A 19,810-nucleotide genomic window follows, 5' to 3' on the forward strand; every position below is an offset into this window, starting at 1 on the left:
ACCCGATGCCCTGGGGGCCGAGGTCACCGGAGAGCCCCCGCAGGACACCCCGAGTGGCGCACCGCGGTGAGCGGGGCGTCGGCGGGCGCCTCCTCGTGGCCGGGTCCATGGTCCCGCGCCTCGACCGCCGGCCCGCCCGGCGCCGGGGGTACGGCGTCGGTGCGCTCGTCGTCCCGGCGCAGCTCACTGGTCTCCGGCCCCGCGACCGGTCGGGGGCGACCCCGGGACGGGCCGACCGCAGGTCGCGGCGGGACCGGCGGCTGGTCGATCCGGACCAGCGGCCCGGTGTCGGGATCCCGCCGTGGTGCGGGGTGCTCCTCCGTGCCGCCCGGCCCGTCGGCGATCCCGGCCCGGGTGCGGGCAGGCGGACGGCCCGAGCCGAGGGGCTCGGGGCGGTGCGGGTCGCGGGTCACGGCAGCGTCGGGAGGTCGGCTCAGACGTCCAGGAGCTCGGTCTCCTTGTTCTTCATCGCCTCGTCGATGCTGGCGACGTGCGCCGCCGTGAGGTCGTCGAGCTCCTTCTCCGCGCGACGCACGTCGTCCTCGCCGGCCTCGCCGTCCTTGTTGATCCGGTCCAGCTCCTCCTTGGCGCGGCGACGCACGTTCCGGATCGAGACCTTGGCGTCCTCGCCCTTCGACCGGGCCATCTTCACCAGGTCGCGGCGGCGCTCCTCGGTCAACTGGGGGAAGACCACCCGGATCAGTGACCCGTCGTTGGTGGGGTTCACGCCCAGGTCGGAGTTGCGGATCGACTTCTCGATCGCCTGCAGCTGGGTGGCGTCGTAGGGCTTGATGACCGCCATCCGCGCCTCGGGCACGGTGATCGAGGCCATCTGCGGGACCGGGGTCATCGCGCCGTAGTAGTCGACGAAGATCTTGTTGAACATGGACGGCGCGGCGCGGCCGGTGCGAACGGAACCGAGGTCCTCGCGAGCGACCGACAGGGCCTTGTCCATCCGCTCCTCGGCGTCGAGCAGGGTGTCGTCGATCACGGGTCTTCTCCTCCTGCGGCAGCTGCCGGGGTCTGTGCGGTCTGCGGGTGGGGCGGTGCCCGGCGTGCGCCGCCCCGATCGACGTCCGGCCCGGTCAGGGCTGGGCGCTGATCAACGTGCCGATCCTCTCACCTGCCACTGCGCGGGCGATGTTGCCGTCGCGCAGCAGGTTGAACACGACGATCGGCATCTGGTTGTCCATGCAGAGGCTGATGGCCGTGGCATCGGCGACCTTGAGCTGCTTGGCCAGCACCGTGCCGTAGTCCAGGTCCGAGTACATCGTGGCCGCGGCGTTGGTGCGCGGGTCGTCGTCGTAGACGCCGTCGACGCCGTTCTTGGCCATCAGCAGCACCTGGCACTCGATCTCCAGGGCCCGCTGCGCGGCGACCGTGTCGGTCGAGAAGTACGGCATCCCGGCGCCGGCTCCGAAGATGACCAGCCGCCCCTTCTCCATGTGCCGCATCGCCTTGCGCGGGATGTAGGGCTCGGCGACCTGCCCCATGGTGATGGCCGTCTGCACCCGGGTCTCGAGCCCGGCCTTCTCGCAGAAGTCCTGCAGGGCCAGGCAGTTCATCACCGTGCCGAGCATGCCCATGTAGTCGGCGTGACCGCGGTCCATGCCGGCCTGGGAGAGCTCCGCACCGCGGAAGAAGTTGCCGCCACCGACGACGACCGCCACCTGGGTGCCGGACCCGACCACGGCGGCCAGCTGCTCGGCGATGGTGCGGATGATCACCGGGTCGACCCCGACCTTGCCGCCACCGAAGGCCTCACCGGAGAGCTTGAGCAGGACCCGGCTGTAGCCGGACCCGTCCAGCGGGGCGAAGGCGGTGGGCGCGGACTTCAGAGCGGTCACGGGCGTTCCTCGGTTCGGTGTCGGATGGATCGATCCTGCCGCATCCGGCGGGCGTGCGCGGGCGTCCCGGCGGGTCCGGACAGGCCACCGGCCCCGTCCTGGTGGGAACGGGGCCGGTGGGTCTCCGTGGGCTGAGTGGTCTCAGGCCTCGGAGGTACAGCTCAGGCCTGGCCGACCTCGAAGCGGGCGAACCGGTCGACGGTCAGGCCGGCGTCGGCGATGACCTGCTTGACGGTGCGCTTGGGCTCGGTGATCGAGGGCTGCTCGAGCAGGACGAAGTCCTTGAAGTAGGCGTTGACCCGCCCCTCGACGATCTTGGTGATCGCCTGCTCGGGCTTGCCCTCCTCCTTCGCGGTCTGCTCGGCGACCCGGCGCTCGGTCTCCACGGCGTCGGCGGGGACCTCCTCGCGGGTCAGGTAGCGGGGACGTGCGGCGGCGATGTGCATCGCCAGCGAACGCGCCGCGTCCTCGTCGCCACCGGAGTACTGCACGGCGACACCGATGGCCGGGGGCAGGTCGGTGGCCCGCTTGTGCAGGTAGACCGCCGTGGTGCCCTCGAAGACGGCGAATCGGGAGAGCACCAGCTTCTCGCCGATGCGGGCCGACTCCGACTCGATGAGCTGGGCGACCGACTGGCCGTCGACCTGGGTGGCCATCAGCGCGTCGACGTCGGCCGGCTTCTCGGCCAGGACGACGTCGAGCAGGCGCTCGGCGAGCTTGACGAAGTCGGCGTTCTTGGCGACGAAGTCGGTCTCGCAGTCGAGCTCGAGCAGTGCCCCGTCGCGGCTGACGACCACGCCGTTGGTGGTCGAGCGCTCCAGGCGCTTGCCCACGTCCTTGGCGCCCTTGACCCGCAGGAACTCGATGGCCTTGTCGTAGTCGCCATCGGCCTCGGTCAGGGCCTTCTTGGAGTCCATCATGCCGGCGCCGGTGGCGTCACGGAGACGCTTCACGTCGGCTGCGGTGAAAGCAGGCATGTCACTTCCTCTGATCGGTGGTGGTGCGGGGCGCGGACCCCGCGAGGTGAGGTGCCGGCCTGGGGCCGGGCAGACGGCGGCGCCGCCCTCCCCCGCACGAGGCGGGGAGGAGCGGCGCCGACCGGTCAGCCGTTCTGCGCGCCCTGCGTGCCCGTGGACTGGTCACCGGTCGCGGGGACGCCCTCGACCGGGGCGACCTCGTCGGCCGTGACGGCCGGCGGCGCAGCCGGGGTCTCGGGCAGCTCGGTGGCGGCAGCCGGAGCGGCGTCGGCCGGGGCGGCCTCGGCTACAGCCGGGACGGCGGGGTCGGCCGGCGCGGCGGCGTCAGCGGCACCACCGGTGAGCAGCTCGCGCTCCCAGTCGGCCAGCGGCTCGGCGGCGGCCGGGGCCTCGGCGCCGTCCTCGCCGCGACCGGCGTTGGCCTGCGCGGCCGAGCGGGCCATCAGGCCCTCGGCGACCGCGTCGGCGATCACGCGGGTCAGCAGCGCGGTGCTGCGGATGGCGTCGTCGTTGCCCGGGATCTTGTAGTCGACCTCGTCGGGGTCGCAGTTGGTGTCGAGGATCGCGACGACCGGGATGTTCAGCTTGCGAGCCTCGCCGACGGCGATGTGCTCCTTCTTGGTGTCCACGATCCAGACGGCGCTGGGCACCTTCTTCATGTCGCGGATGCCGCCGAGGGAGCGCTCGAGCTTGGCCTTCTCGCGGGAGAGGACCAGCTGCTCCTTCTTGGAGAGGCTGACCAGCGCGCCGGTCTGCTCAAGGTCCTCGAGCTCCTTGAGGCGCTCCAGCCGCTTGTAGACGGTCTGGAAGTTGGTGAGCATGCCGCCCAGCCACCGCTGGTTCACGTAGGGCATGCCGACGCGGGTCGCCTGCTCGGCGATGACCTCCTGCGCCTGGCGCTTGGTCCCGATGAACATGATCGAACCGCCGTGGGCGACGGTCTGCTTCACGAACTCGTAGGCCTGGTCGATGTAACCCAGCGTCTGCTGGATGTCGATGATGTAGATGCCGTTGCGCTCGGTGAAGATGAACCGCTTCATCTTCGGGTTCCAACGACGGGTCTGGTGCCCGAAGTGGACCCCGCTGTCGAGCAGGTTCTTCATGCTGACGACTGCCACGTGGCGCCGCCTTCCTTCTCGTGCGCGGGCGGCCGTGGGCCGACGCCGCGCTGCTCGGTTGTCGCGGACGCACCGGGAGGTGCACCGCCCTGGTGTCCGGCTGCGCCACCGAAACCCGCCGGAGTGGCGGGACCGAGGTGACGACTGCCCCGCTGCAGCAGCGGGAAGAGGACACGCGAAGTCGACCCGCCGGTGGCGGACCGCATCGACGAGCATACGCCCTGGGCGACTGCGCTCCGACCGGGTCGTCCCCAGGGCCTCCGGGCGTCCACGACCTCGCGCCGGCGCCTCCTCTCGGCGGCGTCCGGCGGCAGCCTCTGGCGAGTGTCCCCACGCCGCACTCCTCTGGCCGCACTGGTCGTCGCCGTCCTGCTGACCGGCCTGCCGGCGGCATCGGCCGCCCCCACCGCCGCGCCGGACGCATACACCCCCGCACCGGCACCAGCCGCCGGGCTCTGGGGCTGGCCCCTGCCGGGCGCACCGACGGTCGGTCGGCCCTTCGACGCCCCGGCGACGCCGTACGCGGCCGGGCACCGCGGGGTGGACCTGACGGGCGCGGTGGACGGACAGGTGCTCTCCGCCGGCGACGGGGTGGTCGCCTTCGCCGGGATGGTCGCCGGCCGGCCGGTGGTCAGCGTCGACCACGCCGGCGGGCTGCGGACGACGTACGAGCCGGTGACCGCGGGGGTGGCCGCCGGTCAGTCCGTGGCCCGGGGCTCCCCGCTGGGTGTGCTGGCGGCCGGGCACGCCGGCTGCCCGGTGGACGCCTGCCTGCACTGGGGCCTGCGCCGCGGAGAGACGTACCTGGACCCGCTGTCACTGCTGCGTCCGCCGCGGGTGCGACTGCTCCCGTGGCACTGAGCCCACCGGACGGCGGTGACGGCGCTACCGTCCGGGCGTGCGTTGGCGACGGAAGAAGGCCCCGGAAGAGCAGGCCACCGAGCAGCAGGCCCCCGGCCAGCAGGCCCCCGACCAGGACCCCGGCCAGGTGCTGGAGGGCCTGCGGCAGGTGGTCGACCGGTTCGGCTGGGCGGTGCTGCACGGCGGCGGAGGCGGCGCGGGTGACCCGCGGTGGTCGCACACCGTGGGGCTGACCGCGCTCGGGCACCCCGAGGTGATCGTCGTGGGGCTGCCGTTCCCGGCCGGGGAGAAGTACCTCAACCTCGTGGGTGAGGCGGTGCGCGGCGGTGCCCGCTTCGGCCCCGGCGCGGCCACGACCGGGCTGACCGACGCCGACTCACCGGTGGTCTTCCTGGCGGTCGAGGACACCGCACGGCTCGCGGTCGCCGAGCAGTTCTACGGCTCGATCGAGGTGCTCCAGCTCGTGTGGCCGGACTCGACCGGCCGGCTGCCCTGGCAGGAGGGCCACCGGAACCCGCCGGAGGCCCAGCCGCTGCTGGGGCCCCTGCCGGGTGACGAGTCGGCCGGCAGCTGAGCCCAGCTGTCCGCTGCCCCGACCGGGATCCCAGCCCCTCGATCAACACCTGCTCGAGGAGGTCGGGGTCGACACGACGACGCCCAGGGCTGCCGTCATGCCGGTCGGGGCGGACGTCAGCAGCGGCCGACGGTCGCCCGGGTCAGGCGATGTCGGCGAGCTTGGTGCGCAGGTGCAGGACGGCCTTGGTGTGCAGCTGGCAGATCCGGCTCTCGGTCACCCCGAGGACCCGGCCGATGTCGGCCAGGGTCAGCCCCTCGAAGTAGTAGAGGCTGACGACGACCTTCTCCCGCTCGGGGAGCTGCTCGACGGCGCGGGCCAGCAACTGCCGGGCCTCGCCGTGCTCGGCCATCGCCTGCGGGTCCAGCGCGCTGGTGTCCTTGAGCGTGTCCCCGAGGCGGGGAGCGGAGCCGTCGTCGTCCACGAGCAGCTCGTCGAGGGCCACCACGTTGACCAGGGACAGCTGGCCGAGGAACTTGCGGATCTCCTCGACGTCCATGTCCATCTCGTCGGCGACCTCTTCGTCGGTCGGGCTGCGCTGGAGCTTCGACTCCAGAGCCGCGACCGTCCGCTCGTACTGCCGGGCCTTCATCCGCACCGAGCGCGGGATCCAGTCGGTGGACCGGAGCTCGTCGATGATCGCGCCGCGGATGCGGGCCATCGCGTAGCTCTCGAACTTGATCTCCCGTTCGGGCTCGAATCGGGTGATCGCGTCGATCAGCCCGAACGTCCCGTAGGACACCAGGTCCGCCTGCTCCACGTGCGCCGGCAGGCCGCTGCCCACCCGGCCGGCGACGTACTTGACCAGCGGCGCGTAGTGCAGGATCAGCCGGTCGCGCAGCCCGGTGTCCCGGTTCTCGACGTAGCGCGACCAGAGCTCGATCACGTGGGCGTCGGGGTCCCCACTCGCACCGACCTGCCGGACCGTCGCCTCAGACACCTGCACTCCCCCGCTCGAACTCTGCTGTCCTGTGCACCGACGCCGTCCTCATGCCCGCGGATGAGCGCGAGCGTGGACCGCCCGGAGCCGCTCGACGGTCACGTGCGTGTAGACCTGCGTCGTCGCGAGGCTAGCGTGACCCAGCAGTTCCTGAACGCTGCGCAGGTCGGCGCCGCCCTCCAGCACGTGGGTGGCGGCGGAGTGCCGCAGCCCGTGCGGGCCGACGTCCGGGGTCCCCGGCGCGGCAGCGACCGCCGCGTGCACGACCCGGCGGGCCTCCCGCGGGTCCAGCCGGCCGCCGCGCACGCCGAGGAGGAGCGCCGGTCCGCTGCTCCCCGTCGCGAGCACCGGACGGCCCCGACCCAGCCACGCCTCCAGGGCGTCGGCCGCCGGTGCGCCGAACGGCACGCTGCGCTCCTTGCGGCCCTTGCCCAGCACCCGCAGCAGCCGGCGCCCGCGGTCGACGTCGTCGACGTCCAGCCCGACGAGCTCCCCGACCCGGACCCCGCTGGCGTAGAGCAGCTCGACGACCAGCACGTTGCGGAGCCGCAGCGCCGTGTCGGCCGGGGTCTCCTCCCCGACCGGCGGGCGCCCCGCCTCTTCGAGCACCGCACGGGCCTGGTCGGCGCCGAGCACCCCGGGCAGCGTGCGGTGCGCGCGTGGGCTGGCCAGCCGCAGCCCGACGTCCTCGGCCACCTGACCGCTGCGGCGCAGGTGGGCGGTGAACGAGCGTGACGACGCGGCCCGCCGGGCGGTGGTGGACCGGCTGTCCCCCCGCGTCCGTCCCTGGGCCAGCCAGCTGCGCAGGGTGGCGAGGTCCAGGTCGGCGGCCGTCCGGCCGCTGCGCCGGACCAGGTGGTCCAGCAGCGAGACGACGTCTCCGACGTAGGCCCGGACGGTGTGCTCGGACAGGTCCCGCTGGAGCCGCAGATGCTCCTCCCAGCCCGCCAGCGACTCGGCGAGCGCAGGCGGGAGCGCGGCGCGCAGCTCTGCGGTCCCGGTGGCCATGGGCGCAGCGTCCGTCGGCGAGGCGGGCCGGTCAACCGGGCGCGCCGCAGACCGGGCAGCGCGGTCGTCCACCCGGCAGGGGTCACCGAGCCGGCTCGCGCTCCCTGGGCGGCCGGCGGACCCGCCAGCCGGTGCCGGTCCACTCGACGAGGTCGGCGAGCTCGAGGGCCGGCAGCACCCGCAGCACGTCGACCACCGAGCACCCGGCGACCGCGGCCAGCCGCTCCGGCGGCACACCGATCCGGACCGGGCAGGCGTCCAGCACCCGCCGGGCGACGTCGGACAGCGAGTCACCAGGCACGGTCACCCGCTCCACCGGCGGCGCGAGGTCCTCCCCCAGCCTGCCGACCGCCTCCAGCACCTCGGCCGCCGACGTCACCAGCGCCACGGCGTGCCCCTGGTCCCGGAGCAGCTGGTGACACCCCACCGACATGGCACTGGTGACCGGACCGGGGACGGCCATCACCGCCTTGCCGAGCTCGCGCGCCCGATTGGCGGTGGCCTGCGCGCCGGAGCGGGCGGCCGCCTCGACCACCACCGTGCCCCGCGTCAGTGCCGCGATCAACCGGTTGCGCACCAGGAAGCGGTGCCGCAGCGGCGCGCACCCGGGCGGCCACTCGCTGACCAGCAGCCCCTCGTCCAGCACCCGGGCGAACAACGCCGAGTGCGCTCCGGGGTAGACGCGGTCGACCCCGCACGCCAGGACGGCGACGGTCGGCGCCCCGGCGGCCAGCGCACCCCGGTGCGCTGCGGCGTCGATCCCGAAGGCGCCCCCCGAGACGGTCGTCCAGCCGCGCTCCCCCAGCCCGTGCGCCAGCTCACCGGCCACGTGCTCGCCGTAGGCCGTGGAGGCCCGCGACCCCACCAGCGCGACGGACCGGTCGACCAACCCGGTCAGCGGCGCCGCCCCGCGCACCCACAACGCCAGCGGCGGCACCAGCGTGAGCGTGCGGTTCGGCCGCAGACCGTCCACCGCCCCCCGCCCGTCCTCGGTGGCGAGGGCCAGGGAGTGCAGCGGCAGCGCCGGCCACTCCGGGTCCTCGGGCGTCACGAGCCGGCCCCCACACCGTTCCACCCGCCGCAGGTCCTCGACGCTGGCGTCCTCTCCCGCCCGGGCACCGGCCACCGCCTGCACCTCGGCCGGGGCAGTGCCCGCCCGCAGCGCAGCGGCAGCCGCCACCGGGCCGGCGTCCTCCACGAACCGCCACACCGTGACCGACCCCGGCTCCAGCGCACGGGACAACCACGCGCGCGCCCGCCGGACCTCGGGGTCGACACCCTCGCTCATGCCGCTGCCCGCTGCAGCCGCATGCCCAGCGCCTCGTCCACCTGGTCGGCGCCGGGCACGGCCAGGCCCTCGAGATCGGCCAACGTCCACGCGACGCGCACCACCCGGTCGAAGCCGCGCACCGACAGCGACCCGCGCTCCAGGGCCCGCTCCGCCAGTGCGAGGGCCGCGCGCGGCACCGGCCAGCGCTCCCGGAGCAGCCGCCCCGGCACCTGGCTGTTGAGCGCCAGGCCGCTGCCGGCCAGCCGTTCGGACGCCACCGCACGTGCGGCCCGCACCCGGGCCGCGACGACCGCAGTCGACTCCGGGGTGCCCAGACCGTCCAGCCAGGCGGCCCGGGTCACCGGCGGCAGAGTGACCCGTAGGTCGATCCGGTCCAGCAGCGGCCCGGACAGCCGCGACTGGTAGCGCCTGCGTTCCAGGGCGCTGCAGGTGCAGGCGGTGTCACCGGCCGCACTGGCGCAGGGGCAGGGGTTGGCGGCCAGCACGAGCTGCGCCCGGCACGGGAAGGTCGCCGACCCGTTGGCCCGGTGGATCGTGACGGCTCCGCGTTCGAGCGGCTGGCGCAGCGTGTCCAGCACGGCTCGGGGGAACTCCGGCGCCTCGTCCAGGAACAGCACCCCTCGATGGGCACGGCACAGCGCTCCGGGGCGGATCTGGCCCGAGCCGCCGCCGACCAGGGCGGCCATCGTCGCCGAGTGGTGCGGCGCCTCGAACGTCGGCCGGGTCACCAGCGGTGCACCGGGCGGGAGGGTGCCGGCGATGGAGGCGATGGCGGTCACCTCCAGGGCGGCCTGCTCGTCCAGCGGTGGCAGGAGCCCGGGCAGCCGTTCGGCGAGCATGGTCTTGCCGGCACCCGGCGGCCCGCTCAGGAACAGGTGGTGGCCACCGGCGGCGGCCACCTCGACCGCCCGGCGTCCCGCGGCCTGCCCCACCACGTCGGCCAGGTCGGGCCCCGGTGGCGCCGGGGCGGCCGCGGCCCGGACGTGCGGGGAGAGCACGGCCTTCCCGGCGAGGTGGGCCACCACCTGACGGAGGCTCCCGGCCGCCAGCACGGCGATGCCCTCGACGAGCCCGGCCTCCTCGGCGTTCTCCTCGGGCACCACCACCTCGCGGTGGCCGGCGCGCGCAGCAGCCAGCACGGCCGGCAGCACCCCACGGACGGCCCGCAGCGACCCGTCGAGCCCGAGCTCCCCGAGCAGCACCAGCTCCCGGACGGCGGCCGCGGGCACCACCCGGGCGCTGGCGAGCACGGCGACGGCCAGGGCGAGGTCGAACCCACTGCCCTGCTTCGGCATGGCCGCCGGCGACAGCCCGATGGTCACCCGGCGCAGCGGGAACTCGTGCCCGCTGTTGAGCAGCGCGGCCCGCACCCGGTCCACCGACTGGCGCACGACGGCGTCGGGCAGCCCGACCAGCGCCACGGTCGGCACCCCGGGCGCCAGGTCGACCTCCACCTCGACCATCGCCCCCTGGACGCCGGCCAACCCCACCGACCAGGTCTGCGCGAGCGCCATCAGAACGCGTTCCGCAGGTGCGTCACCCGGGCCGGCCCGGACGACGGCACGTGCACCCCGACGACGTCGAAGCGCAGGTCCCGGGCGTGCTGGTCGTGCGCCGCCAGCCAGGCACGGGCCAGCGACCGCAGCCGGCGGCGCTTGCTCGCGGTCACCGCCTCGGCCGGGTGCCCGAAGCCGGTGCCGGTGCGCGTCTTCACCTCGCAGAAGACCAGCGCCTCACCGTCCCGGGCGACGACGTCGAGCTCACCGTCGCGGCAGCGCCAGTTGCGGTCGAGGACCTGGAGGCCGGCGTCGGTCAGCGCCCGGACGGCGACCCGTTCGCCGTAGGCACCGAGGGCGGCGCGGTGGCCGGGCGGGGACTTCTGCGGATTCGGCACCCGTCGACCGTCGCCGCCGGGAGGCCGGCGGGGCCAGTGCCCCGGCCGGGTTGTGGACGGACGGCCGCACTGTGGACGGCGACCGGCGGACCCGCCTCAGCACCGGCCAGGGTGACCGGCGACCGGGATCAGGGCAGACGCGGGTTGTCCGGCAGCTCCAGGTCGGGCTTGTCCAGCTCCTCCACGTTGACGTCCTTGAACGTCACCACCCGGACGTTCTTCACGAACCGGGCCGGGCGGTACATGTCCCACACCCAGGCGTCGGAGAGGGTCAGCTCGAAGAACACCTCTCCCCCGGCGTCACGGACCTGGAGGTCGACGCTGTTGGCCAGGTAGAAGCGCCGCTCGGTCTCCACGACGTAGGAGAACTGCCGGACGATGTCCTTGTACTCGCGATAGAGCTGCAGCTCCATCTCGGTCTCGTACTTCTCGAGGTCCTCGGTGCTCATCGCGCGTGCTCCATCGGTGCCGGGGACGTCAGTGCCGCAGCCGGGGCTCCGGGCGGCACCGGTCCATCATCGTGCATGGGCGCTGCTCCCGGCAGGGGTGGCGTCCGCGCGGCGTGTGCGGCCCGGGCCCGCGCGACGTTGACGAAGCGCATCCGGTGATCCGGGCACGGCCCGTGCTCGTCGAGGGCGGCGCTGTGCGCGTCGGTGATGTACCCCTTGTGCTCGGCGAACCCGTACTGCGGGAAGCGCGCGTCCAGCTCCAGCATCGTCCGGTCCCGGCTGACCTTGGCCAGCACCGAGGCGGCCGCCACACAGGCCGCCACCCGGTCGCCCTTCCACACCGCGAGCGAGGGCTGGGACAGGCCGCTGACCGGGAAGCCGTCGCTGAGCACGTAGTCGGGGCACGGGTCGAGCACCCGGACGGCGCGACGCAGCGCCTCGATGTTGGTCACGTGCATGCCGCGCGCGTCGAGCTCGCCGACCGGGATCGCGACCACCGACCAGCAGACCGCCCGGTCGACGACCTCGGCGTAGACCTCGTCCCGGGTGGCGGCGGTGAGCAACTTGGAGTCGGCCAGACCGGGCACCCGCCCGCGGCGTCCGGCGGGGAGCACGCACGCGGCGGCCACGAGCGGGCCGGCGCAGGCGCCCCGCCCGGCCTCGTCCGCCCCGGCGATGGCGGCGAACCCCCGGCGGCGGAGCGACCGCTCCATCGCCCAGAGGTCGTCGGCGGGGTCTGCAGCACCAGGTCGAGCGGCCATCGCCTGCCGACCCTACGTCGCTGTCCCGCACCCGTGAGAGCACCCGGCGAGTCCGCCGCCCGATCGCCCCCCGGAACGCACCACGAGCCGATCCCTGGGGGAACAGGGACCGGCTCGGGGCGGCTGGTCAGCGGCGCGGACGCCGATCCGACCGGCGTGCCGGAGCGGAACCCGCTCCGGCGGTCCATCCGGCCCTGGCCCCCGTGGGCGCGGACCGTGGTCGTGGCTGCCGGGTCAGGCGTCGGCAGACGTGAGGGCGTGGGCGCCGCAGGAGCAGCCGGGGTTGCGCGCCGACAGCACCAGGGAGACCGCGTGTGCCCGGTCGCGGGCGCCCAGCTTGCGCAGGATCGCCTTCACGTGGGACTTCACGGTGTCCTCGGAGATGAACAGGTTCTTGCCGATCGCCCGGTTCGACTGGCCCTGGAGCAGCTCGTCGAGCACGTCGGACTCCCGGCGGGTCAGCGGCACTTCCGGGGTGAGCTCCCGCGACACCGGCTCCGCCGACCCCTCCCCGCGACGGATCTGCGGGTCCACCACGGTCCGCCCGGCCCGCGCGGCCAGCACCGCCCAGCCCAACAGGGTCGGTGAGGTGTTCATCAGCAGATAGCTGCGCACGCCGGCGGCCAGCGCCTCGTTCACCACACCCGGGTCCTCCGAGGTCGCCAGCGCCACGACGGCCAGCTGCGGGAACCGGCGACGCAGGTCCCGCACCGCGTTCAGCGTGGCCGCCCGGCCGGTGCCCAGCTCCACCACCACCGCATCCGGCCGAGCGGACTCGGCCAGGGTCAGCGCGCGGCGCGGCTCCCCCGGCGTGCCCACCGCCTGCATGCCGGCGGTCTCGTTGATCATGCCGACCAGCCCACGGCGCAGGACCGGGGCGTCGGCGAGGATCAGGACGCGGGTGACGCCGCAGGGGGTGCTCGCCATCGGGGTAGACACAGCTGGCTCTCCGTTCAAGGTCCGGTGACTCTCTGCTTGTCCATCGGACGAGTGAACGGAGTGCTTGAACAACTTCTCGGCAAGTCCGCCGAAACGCGCACAGATCATGCCGAACGCGGCAGGGACAGCCGGGCAGTGCAGCTGCGGCGTGGCGGCTCGACGACCGCCTCGGGAACCCGGGTTCAGTCGGTGTGCGACTCCCGGCCGGGTCGGGTCTGGACCGGCCGACGGACCCGGCGCCAGCCGGTGCCCGGCGGGCGGCGGGACGGCCCGGTCAGCCGGGCGCCCCGGGAACGACGCCGCCGGCGCCAGGCGGTGAGCGGCAGCGCGCCACCGAGCCCGAGCACGTAGGGGGCGGCCAGGGCTGCGGTGTCCTGCACTGGTGCCGGCTCCGGCCCGACGGCGCCCGAGGCGTCCGCCTGGCCGGCCTGGATGTCCGGGCTGTCCAGCAGGGTGAACCGGTCCAGCGGCCAGACGATCAGGGCCGCCTTGCCGATGACGTCGTCGACGGCGATGGTGCCGGAGTACTGGTCGTCCATGTGCTGCTTGGAGTCGGCCGACGCGGAGCGGTGGTCCCCCATGACCCACAGCCGCCCCTCGGGCACGGTGACCGGGGGGAACTCGCGACCGCCGGAGCCGCCGGTGTTCAGCGGGGAGTCCTGGTGGATGTAGGGCTCGTCGAGCGGCTCGCCGTCGACCATGACCCGCCCCTGCGGATCGCAGCACTCGACGGTCTGCCCCTCGGTGGCGATGACCCGCTTGACGTAGTCGTCCTCGCTGGGCGGGGCGACGCCGATCGCCCGGCCCAGGGTCAGCGCGGCGCCGGTGAACCAGTTGGTGGGCTCCTCCACCGCGATCTCCGGAGACCAGGTGTCCGGGCCCTGGAACACCACGATGTCGCCGGGCTCGGGCTCGCCGAACCAGTAGGGCACCTTGTTGACCAGCACGCGGTCACCCGTGCAGCCGGTGCAGCCGTGCAGCGTCTGCTCCATCGAGCCCGACGGGATGAAGAACGCCTGGACCAGGAAGGTCTTCACCAGCAGGGCGAGCACGAACGCGATGACCAGCAGGACCGGCAGCTCACGCAGCAGGGAGCCCTTCTTCGCCTCCCGCCCGCGGCCTCGGCTGGCGGCCGCCGACCCCGTCGGGGTCGTGGCGGTGGGGTCGGCGGTGTTCTGGTCGGCGGAGGTGGGACGCCCGGCATCGCCGGTGTCGGCAGGCTCTGCGGGCCCGTGCGTGCTCATCGGGGACCAGCGTACGGTCCGCCGGCCCCCACGTCCGGCGACCCACCCGTCGGCCGGTGCGGCCGGTGCCGCCCCCACGAACACGACCGGGCCGGCTGCGAGTGCAGCCGGCCCGGTCGTTCAGATCGCTGGAGGTCAGCGGCTGACGACCTCGCGCTTCTCCTTGATCTTGGCGGCCTTGCCGCGCAGCTCGCGGAGGTAGTACAGCTTCGCCCGGCGCACGTCACCGCGGGTCAGCACCTCGATCTTCTCGACGACCGGGGTGTGCACCGGGAAGGTGCGCTCCACGCCGACGCCGAAGCTGACCTTGCGGACGGTGAAGGTCTCGCGGATGCCGCCACCCTGGCGGCGGATGATGACGCCCTGGAAGACCTGGACACGGGCACGGGTGCCCTCGATGACACGCACGTGCACCTTCACGGTGTCCCCGGGCCGGAAGGTGGGGATGTCGTCGCGCAGCGACGCAGCGTCGAGGGCGTCCAGGGTGTTCATCGCAGCAGTCCTCAGTCCTAGCGGGAAAGTCGTCGTGGTACGGGCAGCGGTGTCCCGGTGCATCCGTACCGGGTGGCTGCGCTCCACCGCCCGGTGCGGGTGCGGAGCCACCGTCGGGGTGAGCCGACGGCCTGCAGCAGCTCACTACTGTGCCACATCTTCAGTCGACGATGCGTGGCGGCCCCGTCCACGGGCCGGCGAGCACCCCCGGCAGCGCCGTGGCGAGGTCCCGCGGGGCGAAGGCCTCGACACTGTCGGTGATCTCCGCCAGTGACCACCACCGGTGGGGTTCGTCCAGCTGCCGTTCCAGCTCGGTGCGCCCGCTGACGTCGACGTCGTGCACCACGTCACGCAGCACGAAGAAGGTCTCCCGGGCGTCCATCAGGGTGTCGCCCCACCGGCCCTGCCAACGGCGGAGCCACACCGGGCCCTCCAGCGCCGCCGGCTCGACCAGGAGGGCGGTCTCCTCGGCCAGCTCCCGCACTGCCGCCGTCCGCAGGTCCTCGCCGTCCTCGACGCCACCACCCGGGGTGAACCAGTACTCGACTCCCCCGGCTCCGCTGCTCTGCTGCCGGCCGCGCCCACCGAACAGCAGCACCCGCTGCTCGCGGTCGAGCACCAGCACCCGGGCCGACGGGCGGACCCGGACGCGCGACGTCACGCCTGAGGGTCCGCGTCCAGCGCGGCCCGGTCCGCGGCGGTCAGCGCCCCGTCGGGCAGCCCGGCGAGCAGGTCGGGACGGCGATCGGCGGTGCGGCGCAGCGACTGGGCCCGCCGCCAGCGGGCGATCGCGGCGTGGTCACCGGAGAGCAGCACCGGCGGCACCTCGTGGCCGCGCCAGGTCGCCGGCCGGGTGTAGGACGGGCCCTCGAGCAGCCCGTCGGCGTGCGAGTCGAACTCGACCGACTCCGCGTTGCCCACGACACCGGGGAGGAGCCGGGTGACCGCCTCGACCATCACCAGCACCGCGGACTCCCCGCCGGCGAGCACGTAGTCGCCGATCGAGACCTCCGAGACCGGACCACCCTCGGCGGCCCAGTCGGCGACCCGCTGGTCGATCCCCTCGTAGCGGCCGCAGGCGAAGACCAGCCCGGGCTCGGTTGCCCACTGGGCGGCGACCGCCTGGGTGAACGGGCGGCCGGCCGGCGTGGGGACGACGAGCCGGGTGCCGGGAGGACGCACGGCCTCCAGCGCCCTCCCCCAGGGCTCCGGGCGCATGACCATGCCCGGCCCCCCGCCGTAGGGCGAGTCGTCGACCGTGCGGTGGACGTCGTCGGTCCACTGCCGCAGGTCGTGGACGCCGACGGAGACCAGTCCCCTGGCCGCCGCCTTGCCCAGCAGCGACTGGCCCAGCGGGGCGAGGTACTCCGGGAAGATCGTCAGGACGTCGATCCGGAACGTCACAGGTCGAGCAGCCCCTCGGGCGGGTCGATGACCAGCCGGCCGGCCGCGAGGTCGACGGTGGGGACCATCGCGGTCACGAACGGCACCAGCAGCTCCCCACCCTCGGGACGGCGCAGCACCAGCAGCTCGGTGCCCTCGTGCCGCACGCCGGTCACCTCACCGACCGGGGAGCCGTCGGGCAGCTCGGCGGCCAACCCGACCAGCTGGTGGTCGTAGAACGAGTCGGGGTCCTCCAGCTCCGGCAGGGCCGCGACGGGCACCAGGAGCATCGTGTTCCGCAGCGCGTCGGCCGCCTCGCGGTCGGCGACCACGGTGCCGTCGGGCAGCAGCAGGGTGAGCAGCAGCGTGCCGCTGTGCCAGCGGGCCGCCTCGATGGTCAGCGGCCCCCGTGCGGCGGGCTCGGTGAGCAGCGTGCCCCCCGGGGCGAACCGCAGGTCGGGGTCGTCGGTGCGCACCTCGACGGTCACCTGACCACGGACACCGTGGGGTCGGCCGATGCGGCCGACCACCACGGTGTCGGTGTTCTGCGGGGTGGCGCCGGAGGCGCCGGGAGTGCTCAGCGCCCGTCGGTGTCGACGACGTCGACCCGGAGGCCGCGCCCACCGACACCGGTCATCACCTGGCGCAGCGCCTTGGCGGTGCGCCCGCCGCGGCCGATGACCTTGCCGAGGTCGTCGGGGTGCACCCGGACCTCGAGGGTCTTGCCGCGCCGGCCGTTGACGAGGTCGACCACGACGTCGTCGGGGTTGTCGACGATGCCCTTGACCAGGTGCTCGAGCGCCTCTTCCAACATCTGTTACTCGGCGGTCATCTCGGTGACGGCCTTCTCGACCTTGGCCTCGTCGACCTCGGGTGCATCCGTCTTGACCTCGTCGACCTTGGGTGCGTCCGCCTTGGGAGCGGCCTTCTTCTTCGGCGTGGTGGCGTCGGCGGACGGCTCGCTCATGGCGGCCCGCGCGGCCTCCTCGTAGATGGCCTTCTTGTCGGCCTTGGGGGCCGCGACCTTCATCGGGGCCGGGGCCGGCTCGCCCTTGAACTTCTGCCAGTCGCCGGTCACCCGGAGGATGGCCCGGACGGCCTCGGTCGGCTGGGCGCCGACGCCGAGCCAGTAGGCGGCGCGCTCGCCGTCGACCTCGATGAAGGACGGGTCCTCCTTCGGGTGGTACTTGCCGATCGTCTCGATCGAACGACCGTCACGCTTGGTGCGGGCGTCGGCGACGACGATGCGGTAGTACGGCGCGCGCATCTTGCCCAGGCGCATGAGCTTGATCTTGGTGGCCACGAGTGTGGTGTGCTCCTCGAACGTGTGTGGTTGCTCGCCGGACGGACGCGTGGGGGTACGCCGGGGCGGAGCGCTGGACACGGGCGGGGATGGTGAGAGGGCCGCCCACCGCCGTGTTCGACAGACCATGATGCCAGATGCCAGGAGGAACGCGATGCCCAGCACCGGACCGCTGCACCACGTGGAGCTGTGGGTGCCGGACCTGGACCGCGCCGAGGCCTCCTGGGGGTGGCTGCTCACCGCACTGGGCGCCGTGCCGTTCCAGGAGTGGGAGCGGGGGCGGTCCTGGCGCTGGGGCGAGGACGGCACCTACGTGGTGGTGGAGCAGTCACCGGCGCTCACCGGCGACCGGCACGAGCGACGAGCACCCGGGCTCAACCACCTGGCGTTCTGGGTGGACGGCGACCTCGACGCGCTGGTGGCCGAGGCCCCGGCGCACGGCTGGCGGCTGCTCTTCCCCGACCGGCACCCGTTCGCCGGCGGACCGGACCACCGGGCCGCCTACCTGGAGGACGCCGACGGCTACGAGGTCGAGCTGGTGCCCTCGTCGCCGGACTCCGCGGCCACCAGGAAGCCGCCCCAGCCGTCGTAGCGGCCACCGTGCCGGTCGACGATGCCGACCACCTCCCGGGTGAAGGCGGCCGCCGTCCCGTGGTCGACCGCGGTCATGGCACTGAACTCCAGCCACACGGTGAGGAAGCGGCGGTACAGCCCGTCGACCCGGTAGCCGGCCGCGGTGAGCTCCTCGCCCGCCGCGACCGCCGCCGACCGGGACCGGAAGCCGGCCAGGTGGTCGATCGGCCGGGGCCGATCGACCTGGTCACCGTGCCCCAGGTTCGCCTCGACCGTCTCGGCGGTCAGCCGGAGCTGCTCGGCGAGCGAGCCGTCAGCCACGGACCGCGGCGAGCACGGCCGCAGCCGCGTCGGCCACCGCCACCTCCGACCGCTCCCCCGTCGCCCGGTCGCGGACCTCGATCACGCCCTCGGCCAGGCCCCGCCCGACCGTCACGATGGTCGGCATGCCGAGCAGCTCGGCGTCCTTGAACTTCACCCCGGGCGAGACCTTCGGCCGGTCGTCGTAGAGCACGGTCAGCCCGGCGGCGACCAGCTCCTCGGCCAGCGACTGTGCGGCCTCGAACACGGCGGCGTCCTTGCCGGTGGCGACCAGGTGCACGTCGGCCGGGGCGATCTCCCGCGGCCACACCAGGCCCAGCTCGTCGTGGGTGGACTCGGCGATCGCGGCCACCGCCCGGGAGACACCGACGCCGTAGGAGCCCATGGTGACGGTGACCAGCTTGCCGTTCTCGTCGAGCACCTTGAGGTCGAGCGCCTCGGCGTACTTGCGGCCCAGCTGGAAGATGTGGCCCATCTCCACGCCGCGGGCCAGCTCCAGCGGACCGGAGCCGTCGGGGGCGGGGTCGCCGGGCAGCACCTCGGCGGCCTCGATCACGCCGTCCCAGCTGAAGTCGCGGCCGGCGACGAGGTCGAACACGTGCTTGCCGGGCTCGTTGGCCCCGGTGATCCAGCGGCTGCCGGGGACGACGCGGGGGTCGACGAGGTACCGGATGCCGGACTTGCCCTCAGCACCGAGGACCTGCGGCCCGATGTAGCCCTTGACCAGGTCGGGGTGCGCGGCGAAGTCGGTGAACGGCTCGACCTCGGCCGGGGCGAGCTGCGCCTCCAGCCGCTTGGCGTCCACCTCCCGGTCGCCGGGCAGACCGATGACCAGCGGCTCGCGGGTGCCGTCGGGGTGGGCGAGGGTGACGACGACGTTCTTCAGCGTCGAGGCGCCGGTGTACCCGGCGTCGGGGAACAGCTCGTTGGCCACCGCGACCAGCGTGGCGATGGTCGGGGTGTCGGGGGTGTCCTCGACGTGCGCCTCGGGCAGCCCGTCGAACGGGATCGACTCGGGGACGACGGTCGACACGGCCTCGACGTTCGCCGCGTACCCGCCCGGCGAGCGGACGAAGGTGTCCTCGCCGATCGACGTCGGGTGCAGGAACTCCTCGCTCTTGGACCCGCCCATCGCGCCGGACATCGCCGAGACGATCACGTACTCCAGGCCCAGCCGGTCGAAGATCCTGATGTAGGCGGCCCGGTGCGCGGCGTAGGAGGCGTCCAGCCCGGCGTCGTCCACGTCGAAGGAGTAGCTGTCCTTCATGGTGAACTCGCGGCCGCGGAACAGCCCGGCCCGGGGCCGCGCCTCGTCCCGGTACTTGGTCTGGATCTGGTAGAGGGAGACCGGCAGGTCCTTGTAGGACCCGTACAGGTCCTTCACCAGGAGCGTGAACATCTCCTCGTGGGTGGGGCCGAGCAGGAAGTCGTTGCCCCGCCGGTCCTTCAGCCGGAAGAGGTTGGGCCCGTACTCGGTCCAGCGGCCGGTCGCCTCGTAGGGCTCCCGCGGCAGCAGTGCGGGGAAGTGCACCTCCTGCGCGCCCATCGCGTCCATCTCCTCGCGGACGACGCGCTCGACGTTCCGGAACACCCGCCAGCCCAGCGGCAGCCAGGTGAACCCACCCGGCGCGGCCCGCCGGATGTAGCCGCCCCGGGCGAGCAGCCGGTGGCTGGGGACCTCGGCGTCGGCGGGGTCGTCACGCAGGGTGCGCAGGAACAGGGAGGACATCCGAAGGAGCACGGGAGGAGTGTCCCAGGCGTCCGCCGGACGCCGTCCATCGGTTTGGCTCAGGCGACGACGCGTCCGCGGAGGACCATCCGTTGCGGTCGCTGTA

General features: G+C 73.9%; 25 protein-coding genes. 3 read left to right on the top strand and 22 right to left on the bottom strand.

Going from position 1 to position 19,810, the window contains the following annotated elements; all coding sequences use genetic code 11:
- Positions 1 to 23 precede the first annotated feature (23 nt).
- The 5 genes from G5C62_RS16730 to rpsB all read right to left on the bottom strand — a co-directional run bounded on the left by G5C62_RS16730 (position 24) and on the right by rpsB (position 3,942).
- Complete coding sequence (locus G5C62_RS16730) at positions 24 to 413, bottom strand: hypothetical protein (RefSeq protein WP_164701891.1); 390 nt, start codon at positions 411 to 413, stop codon at positions 24 to 26.
- 20 nt (positions 414 to 433) lie between these two features.
- Positions 434 to 991, bottom strand: coding sequence for a ribosome recycling factor (frr, locus tag G5C62_RS16735; protein ID WP_036339843.1), 558 nt, complete (start codon positions 989 to 991; stop codon positions 434 to 436).
- Between the two features lie 94 nt (positions 992 to 1,085).
- On the bottom strand, positions 1,086 to 1,847 hold the full coding sequence (gene pyrH, locus G5C62_RS16740; protein WP_063124227.1) for a UMP kinase: 762 nt from the start codon (positions 1,845 to 1,847) through the stop codon (positions 1,086 to 1,088).
- Between the two features lie 161 nt (positions 1,848 to 2,008).
- Positions 2,009 to 2,824, bottom strand: a complete 816-nt coding sequence (tsf, locus tag G5C62_RS16745) for a translation elongation factor Ts (protein ID WP_164701893.1) — start codon at positions 2,822 to 2,824, stop codon at positions 2,009 to 2,011.
- 125 nt (positions 2,825 to 2,949) lie between these two features.
- On the bottom strand, positions 2,950 to 3,942 hold the full coding sequence (gene rpsB, locus G5C62_RS16750) for a 30S ribosomal protein S2 (protein ID WP_036339840.1): 993 nt from the start codon (positions 3,940 to 3,942) through the stop codon (positions 2,950 to 2,952).
- Between the two features lie 324 nt (positions 3,943 to 4,266).
- Here rpsB and G5C62_RS16755 point away from each other — a divergent pair, with 324 nt between their 5' ends.
- Complete coding sequence (locus tag G5C62_RS16755; protein ID WP_241175952.1) at positions 4,267 to 4,803, top strand: murein hydrolase activator EnvC; 537 nt, start codon at positions 4,267 to 4,269, stop codon at positions 4,801 to 4,803.
- A gap of 37 nt (positions 4,804 to 4,840) precedes the next feature.
- Positions 4,841 to 5,377 (top strand): DUF4262 domain-containing protein, encoded by a 537-nt coding sequence (locus G5C62_RS16760; protein ID WP_164701895.1) that lies wholly within the window; start codon positions 4,841 to 4,843, stop codon positions 5,375 to 5,377.
- Between the two features lie 142 nt (positions 5,378 to 5,519).
- Here G5C62_RS16760 and whiG read toward each other — a convergent pair whose 3' ends face one another.
- The 15 genes from whiG to rpsP all read right to left on the bottom strand — a co-directional run bounded on the left by whiG (position 5,520) and on the right by rpsP (position 17,081).
- The gene (whiG, locus tag G5C62_RS16765; RefSeq protein ID WP_331253814.1) at positions 5,520 to 6,263 is read right to left on the bottom strand and encodes an RNA polymerase sigma factor WhiG; all 744 of its coding nucleotides are present in this window, start codon (positions 6,261 to 6,263) and stop codon (positions 5,520 to 5,522) included.
- A gap of 102 nt (positions 6,264 to 6,365) precedes the next feature.
- Positions 6,366 to 7,325, bottom strand: coding sequence for a tyrosine recombinase XerC (locus G5C62_RS16770; RefSeq protein ID WP_164701896.1), 960 nt, complete (start codon positions 7,323 to 7,325; stop codon positions 6,366 to 6,368).
- Positions 7,326 to 7,407: 82 nt separating this feature from the next.
- Positions 7,408 to 8,613, bottom strand: coding sequence for a DNA-processing protein DprA (gene dprA, locus G5C62_RS16775; protein ID WP_164701898.1), 1,206 nt, complete (start codon positions 8,611 to 8,613; stop codon positions 7,408 to 7,410).
- Complete coding sequence (locus G5C62_RS16780; protein WP_164701900.1) at positions 8,610 to 10,130, bottom strand: YifB family Mg chelatase-like AAA ATPase; 1,521 nt, start codon at positions 10,128 to 10,130, stop codon at positions 8,610 to 8,612. Before G5C62_RS16780 ends, dprA begins: the two co-directional genes overlap by 4 nt.
- A complete protein-coding gene (locus tag G5C62_RS16785) occupies positions 10,130 to 10,510 on the bottom strand; it encodes a YraN family protein (RefSeq protein WP_164701901.1) in 381 nt (126 codons plus the stop codon). Before G5C62_RS16785 ends, G5C62_RS16780 begins: the two co-directional genes overlap by 1 nt.
- A 128-nt stretch (positions 10,511 to 10,638) precedes the next feature.
- The gene (locus G5C62_RS16790) at positions 10,639 to 10,959 is read right to left on the bottom strand and encodes a DUF2469 domain-containing protein (RefSeq protein ID WP_036339823.1); all 321 of its coding nucleotides are present in this window, start codon (positions 10,957 to 10,959) and stop codon (positions 10,639 to 10,641) included.
- A complete protein-coding gene (locus tag G5C62_RS16795; RefSeq protein ID WP_164701903.1) occupies positions 10,956 to 11,720 on the bottom strand; it encodes a ribonuclease HII in 765 nt (254 codons plus the stop codon). The genes G5C62_RS16790 and G5C62_RS16795 overlap by 4 nt, the downstream gene beginning before the upstream one ends.
- A gap of 234 nt (positions 11,721 to 11,954) precedes the next feature.
- Entirely contained in the window at positions 11,955 to 12,647 is a 693-nt protein-coding gene (locus G5C62_RS16800) for a response regulator transcription factor (RefSeq protein WP_241175953.1), read from the bottom strand.
- A gap of 194 nt (positions 12,648 to 12,841) precedes the next feature.
- Positions 12,842 to 13,903 (bottom strand): signal peptidase I, encoded by a 1,062-nt coding sequence (lepB, locus tag G5C62_RS16805; RefSeq protein WP_164701907.1) that lies wholly within the window; start codon positions 13,901 to 13,903, stop codon positions 12,842 to 12,844.
- A 135-nt stretch (positions 13,904 to 14,038) separates the two neighbouring features.
- Complete coding sequence (rplS, locus tag G5C62_RS16810; RefSeq protein ID WP_036339817.1) at positions 14,039 to 14,395, bottom strand: 50S ribosomal protein L19; 357 nt, start codon at positions 14,393 to 14,395, stop codon at positions 14,039 to 14,041.
- Positions 14,396 to 14,555: 160 nt separating this feature from the next.
- The gene (locus G5C62_RS16815) at positions 14,556 to 15,056 is read right to left on the bottom strand and encodes an NUDIX hydrolase (RefSeq protein WP_164701908.1); all 501 of its coding nucleotides are present in this window, start codon (positions 15,054 to 15,056) and stop codon (positions 14,556 to 14,558) included.
- On the bottom strand, positions 15,053 to 15,799 hold the full coding sequence (gene trmD / locus G5C62_RS16820; RefSeq protein WP_164701909.1) for a tRNA (guanosine(37)-N1)-methyltransferase TrmD: 747 nt from the start codon (positions 15,797 to 15,799) through the stop codon (positions 15,053 to 15,055). The genes G5C62_RS16815 and trmD overlap by 4 nt, the downstream gene beginning before the upstream one ends.
- Positions 15,796 to 16,311, bottom strand: coding sequence for a ribosome maturation factor RimM (gene rimM, locus G5C62_RS16825; protein WP_164701911.1), 516 nt, complete (start codon positions 16,309 to 16,311; stop codon positions 15,796 to 15,798). Before rimM ends, trmD begins: the two co-directional genes overlap by 4 nt.
- A 44-nt stretch (positions 16,312 to 16,355) precedes the next feature.
- Positions 16,356 to 16,592 carry an RNA-binding protein gene (locus G5C62_RS16830; protein ID WP_014742367.1) on the bottom strand — a complete coding sequence of 79 codons (237 nt, stop codon included), beginning with the start codon at positions 16,590 to 16,592 and terminating at the stop codon, positions 16,356 to 16,358.
- A 3-nt stretch (positions 16,593 to 16,595) separates the two neighbouring features.
- Positions 16,596 to 17,081, bottom strand: a complete 486-nt coding sequence (rpsP, locus tag G5C62_RS16835) for a 30S ribosomal protein S16 (RefSeq protein ID WP_164701912.1) — start codon at positions 17,079 to 17,081, stop codon at positions 16,596 to 16,598.
- 154 nt (positions 17,082 to 17,235) lie between these two features.
- Between rpsP and G5C62_RS16840 the strand changes: the two genes are divergently transcribed.
- Entirely contained in the window at positions 17,236 to 17,673 is a 438-nt protein-coding gene (locus G5C62_RS16840) for a VOC family protein (RefSeq protein ID WP_164701913.1), read from the top strand.
- Here G5C62_RS16840 and G5C62_RS16845 read toward each other — a convergent pair.
- Positions 17,604 to 17,975: a ribonuclease E inhibitor RraB gene (locus G5C62_RS16845; protein WP_164701915.1), complete on the bottom strand. Its 372-nt coding sequence runs from the start codon at positions 17,973 to 17,975 to the stop codon at positions 17,604 to 17,606. The two genes, G5C62_RS16840 and G5C62_RS16845, sit on opposite strands and share 70 nt — an antisense overlap.
- A complete protein-coding gene (locus tag G5C62_RS16850) occupies positions 17,968 to 19,716 on the bottom strand; it encodes a proline--tRNA ligase (RefSeq protein WP_036339799.1) in 1,749 nt (582 codons plus the stop codon). The genes G5C62_RS16845 and G5C62_RS16850 overlap by 8 nt, the downstream gene beginning before the upstream one ends.
- Positions 19,717 to 19,810: the final 94 nt, after the last annotated feature.

The organism is Modestobacter sp. KNN46-3 (assembly GCF_011039295.1).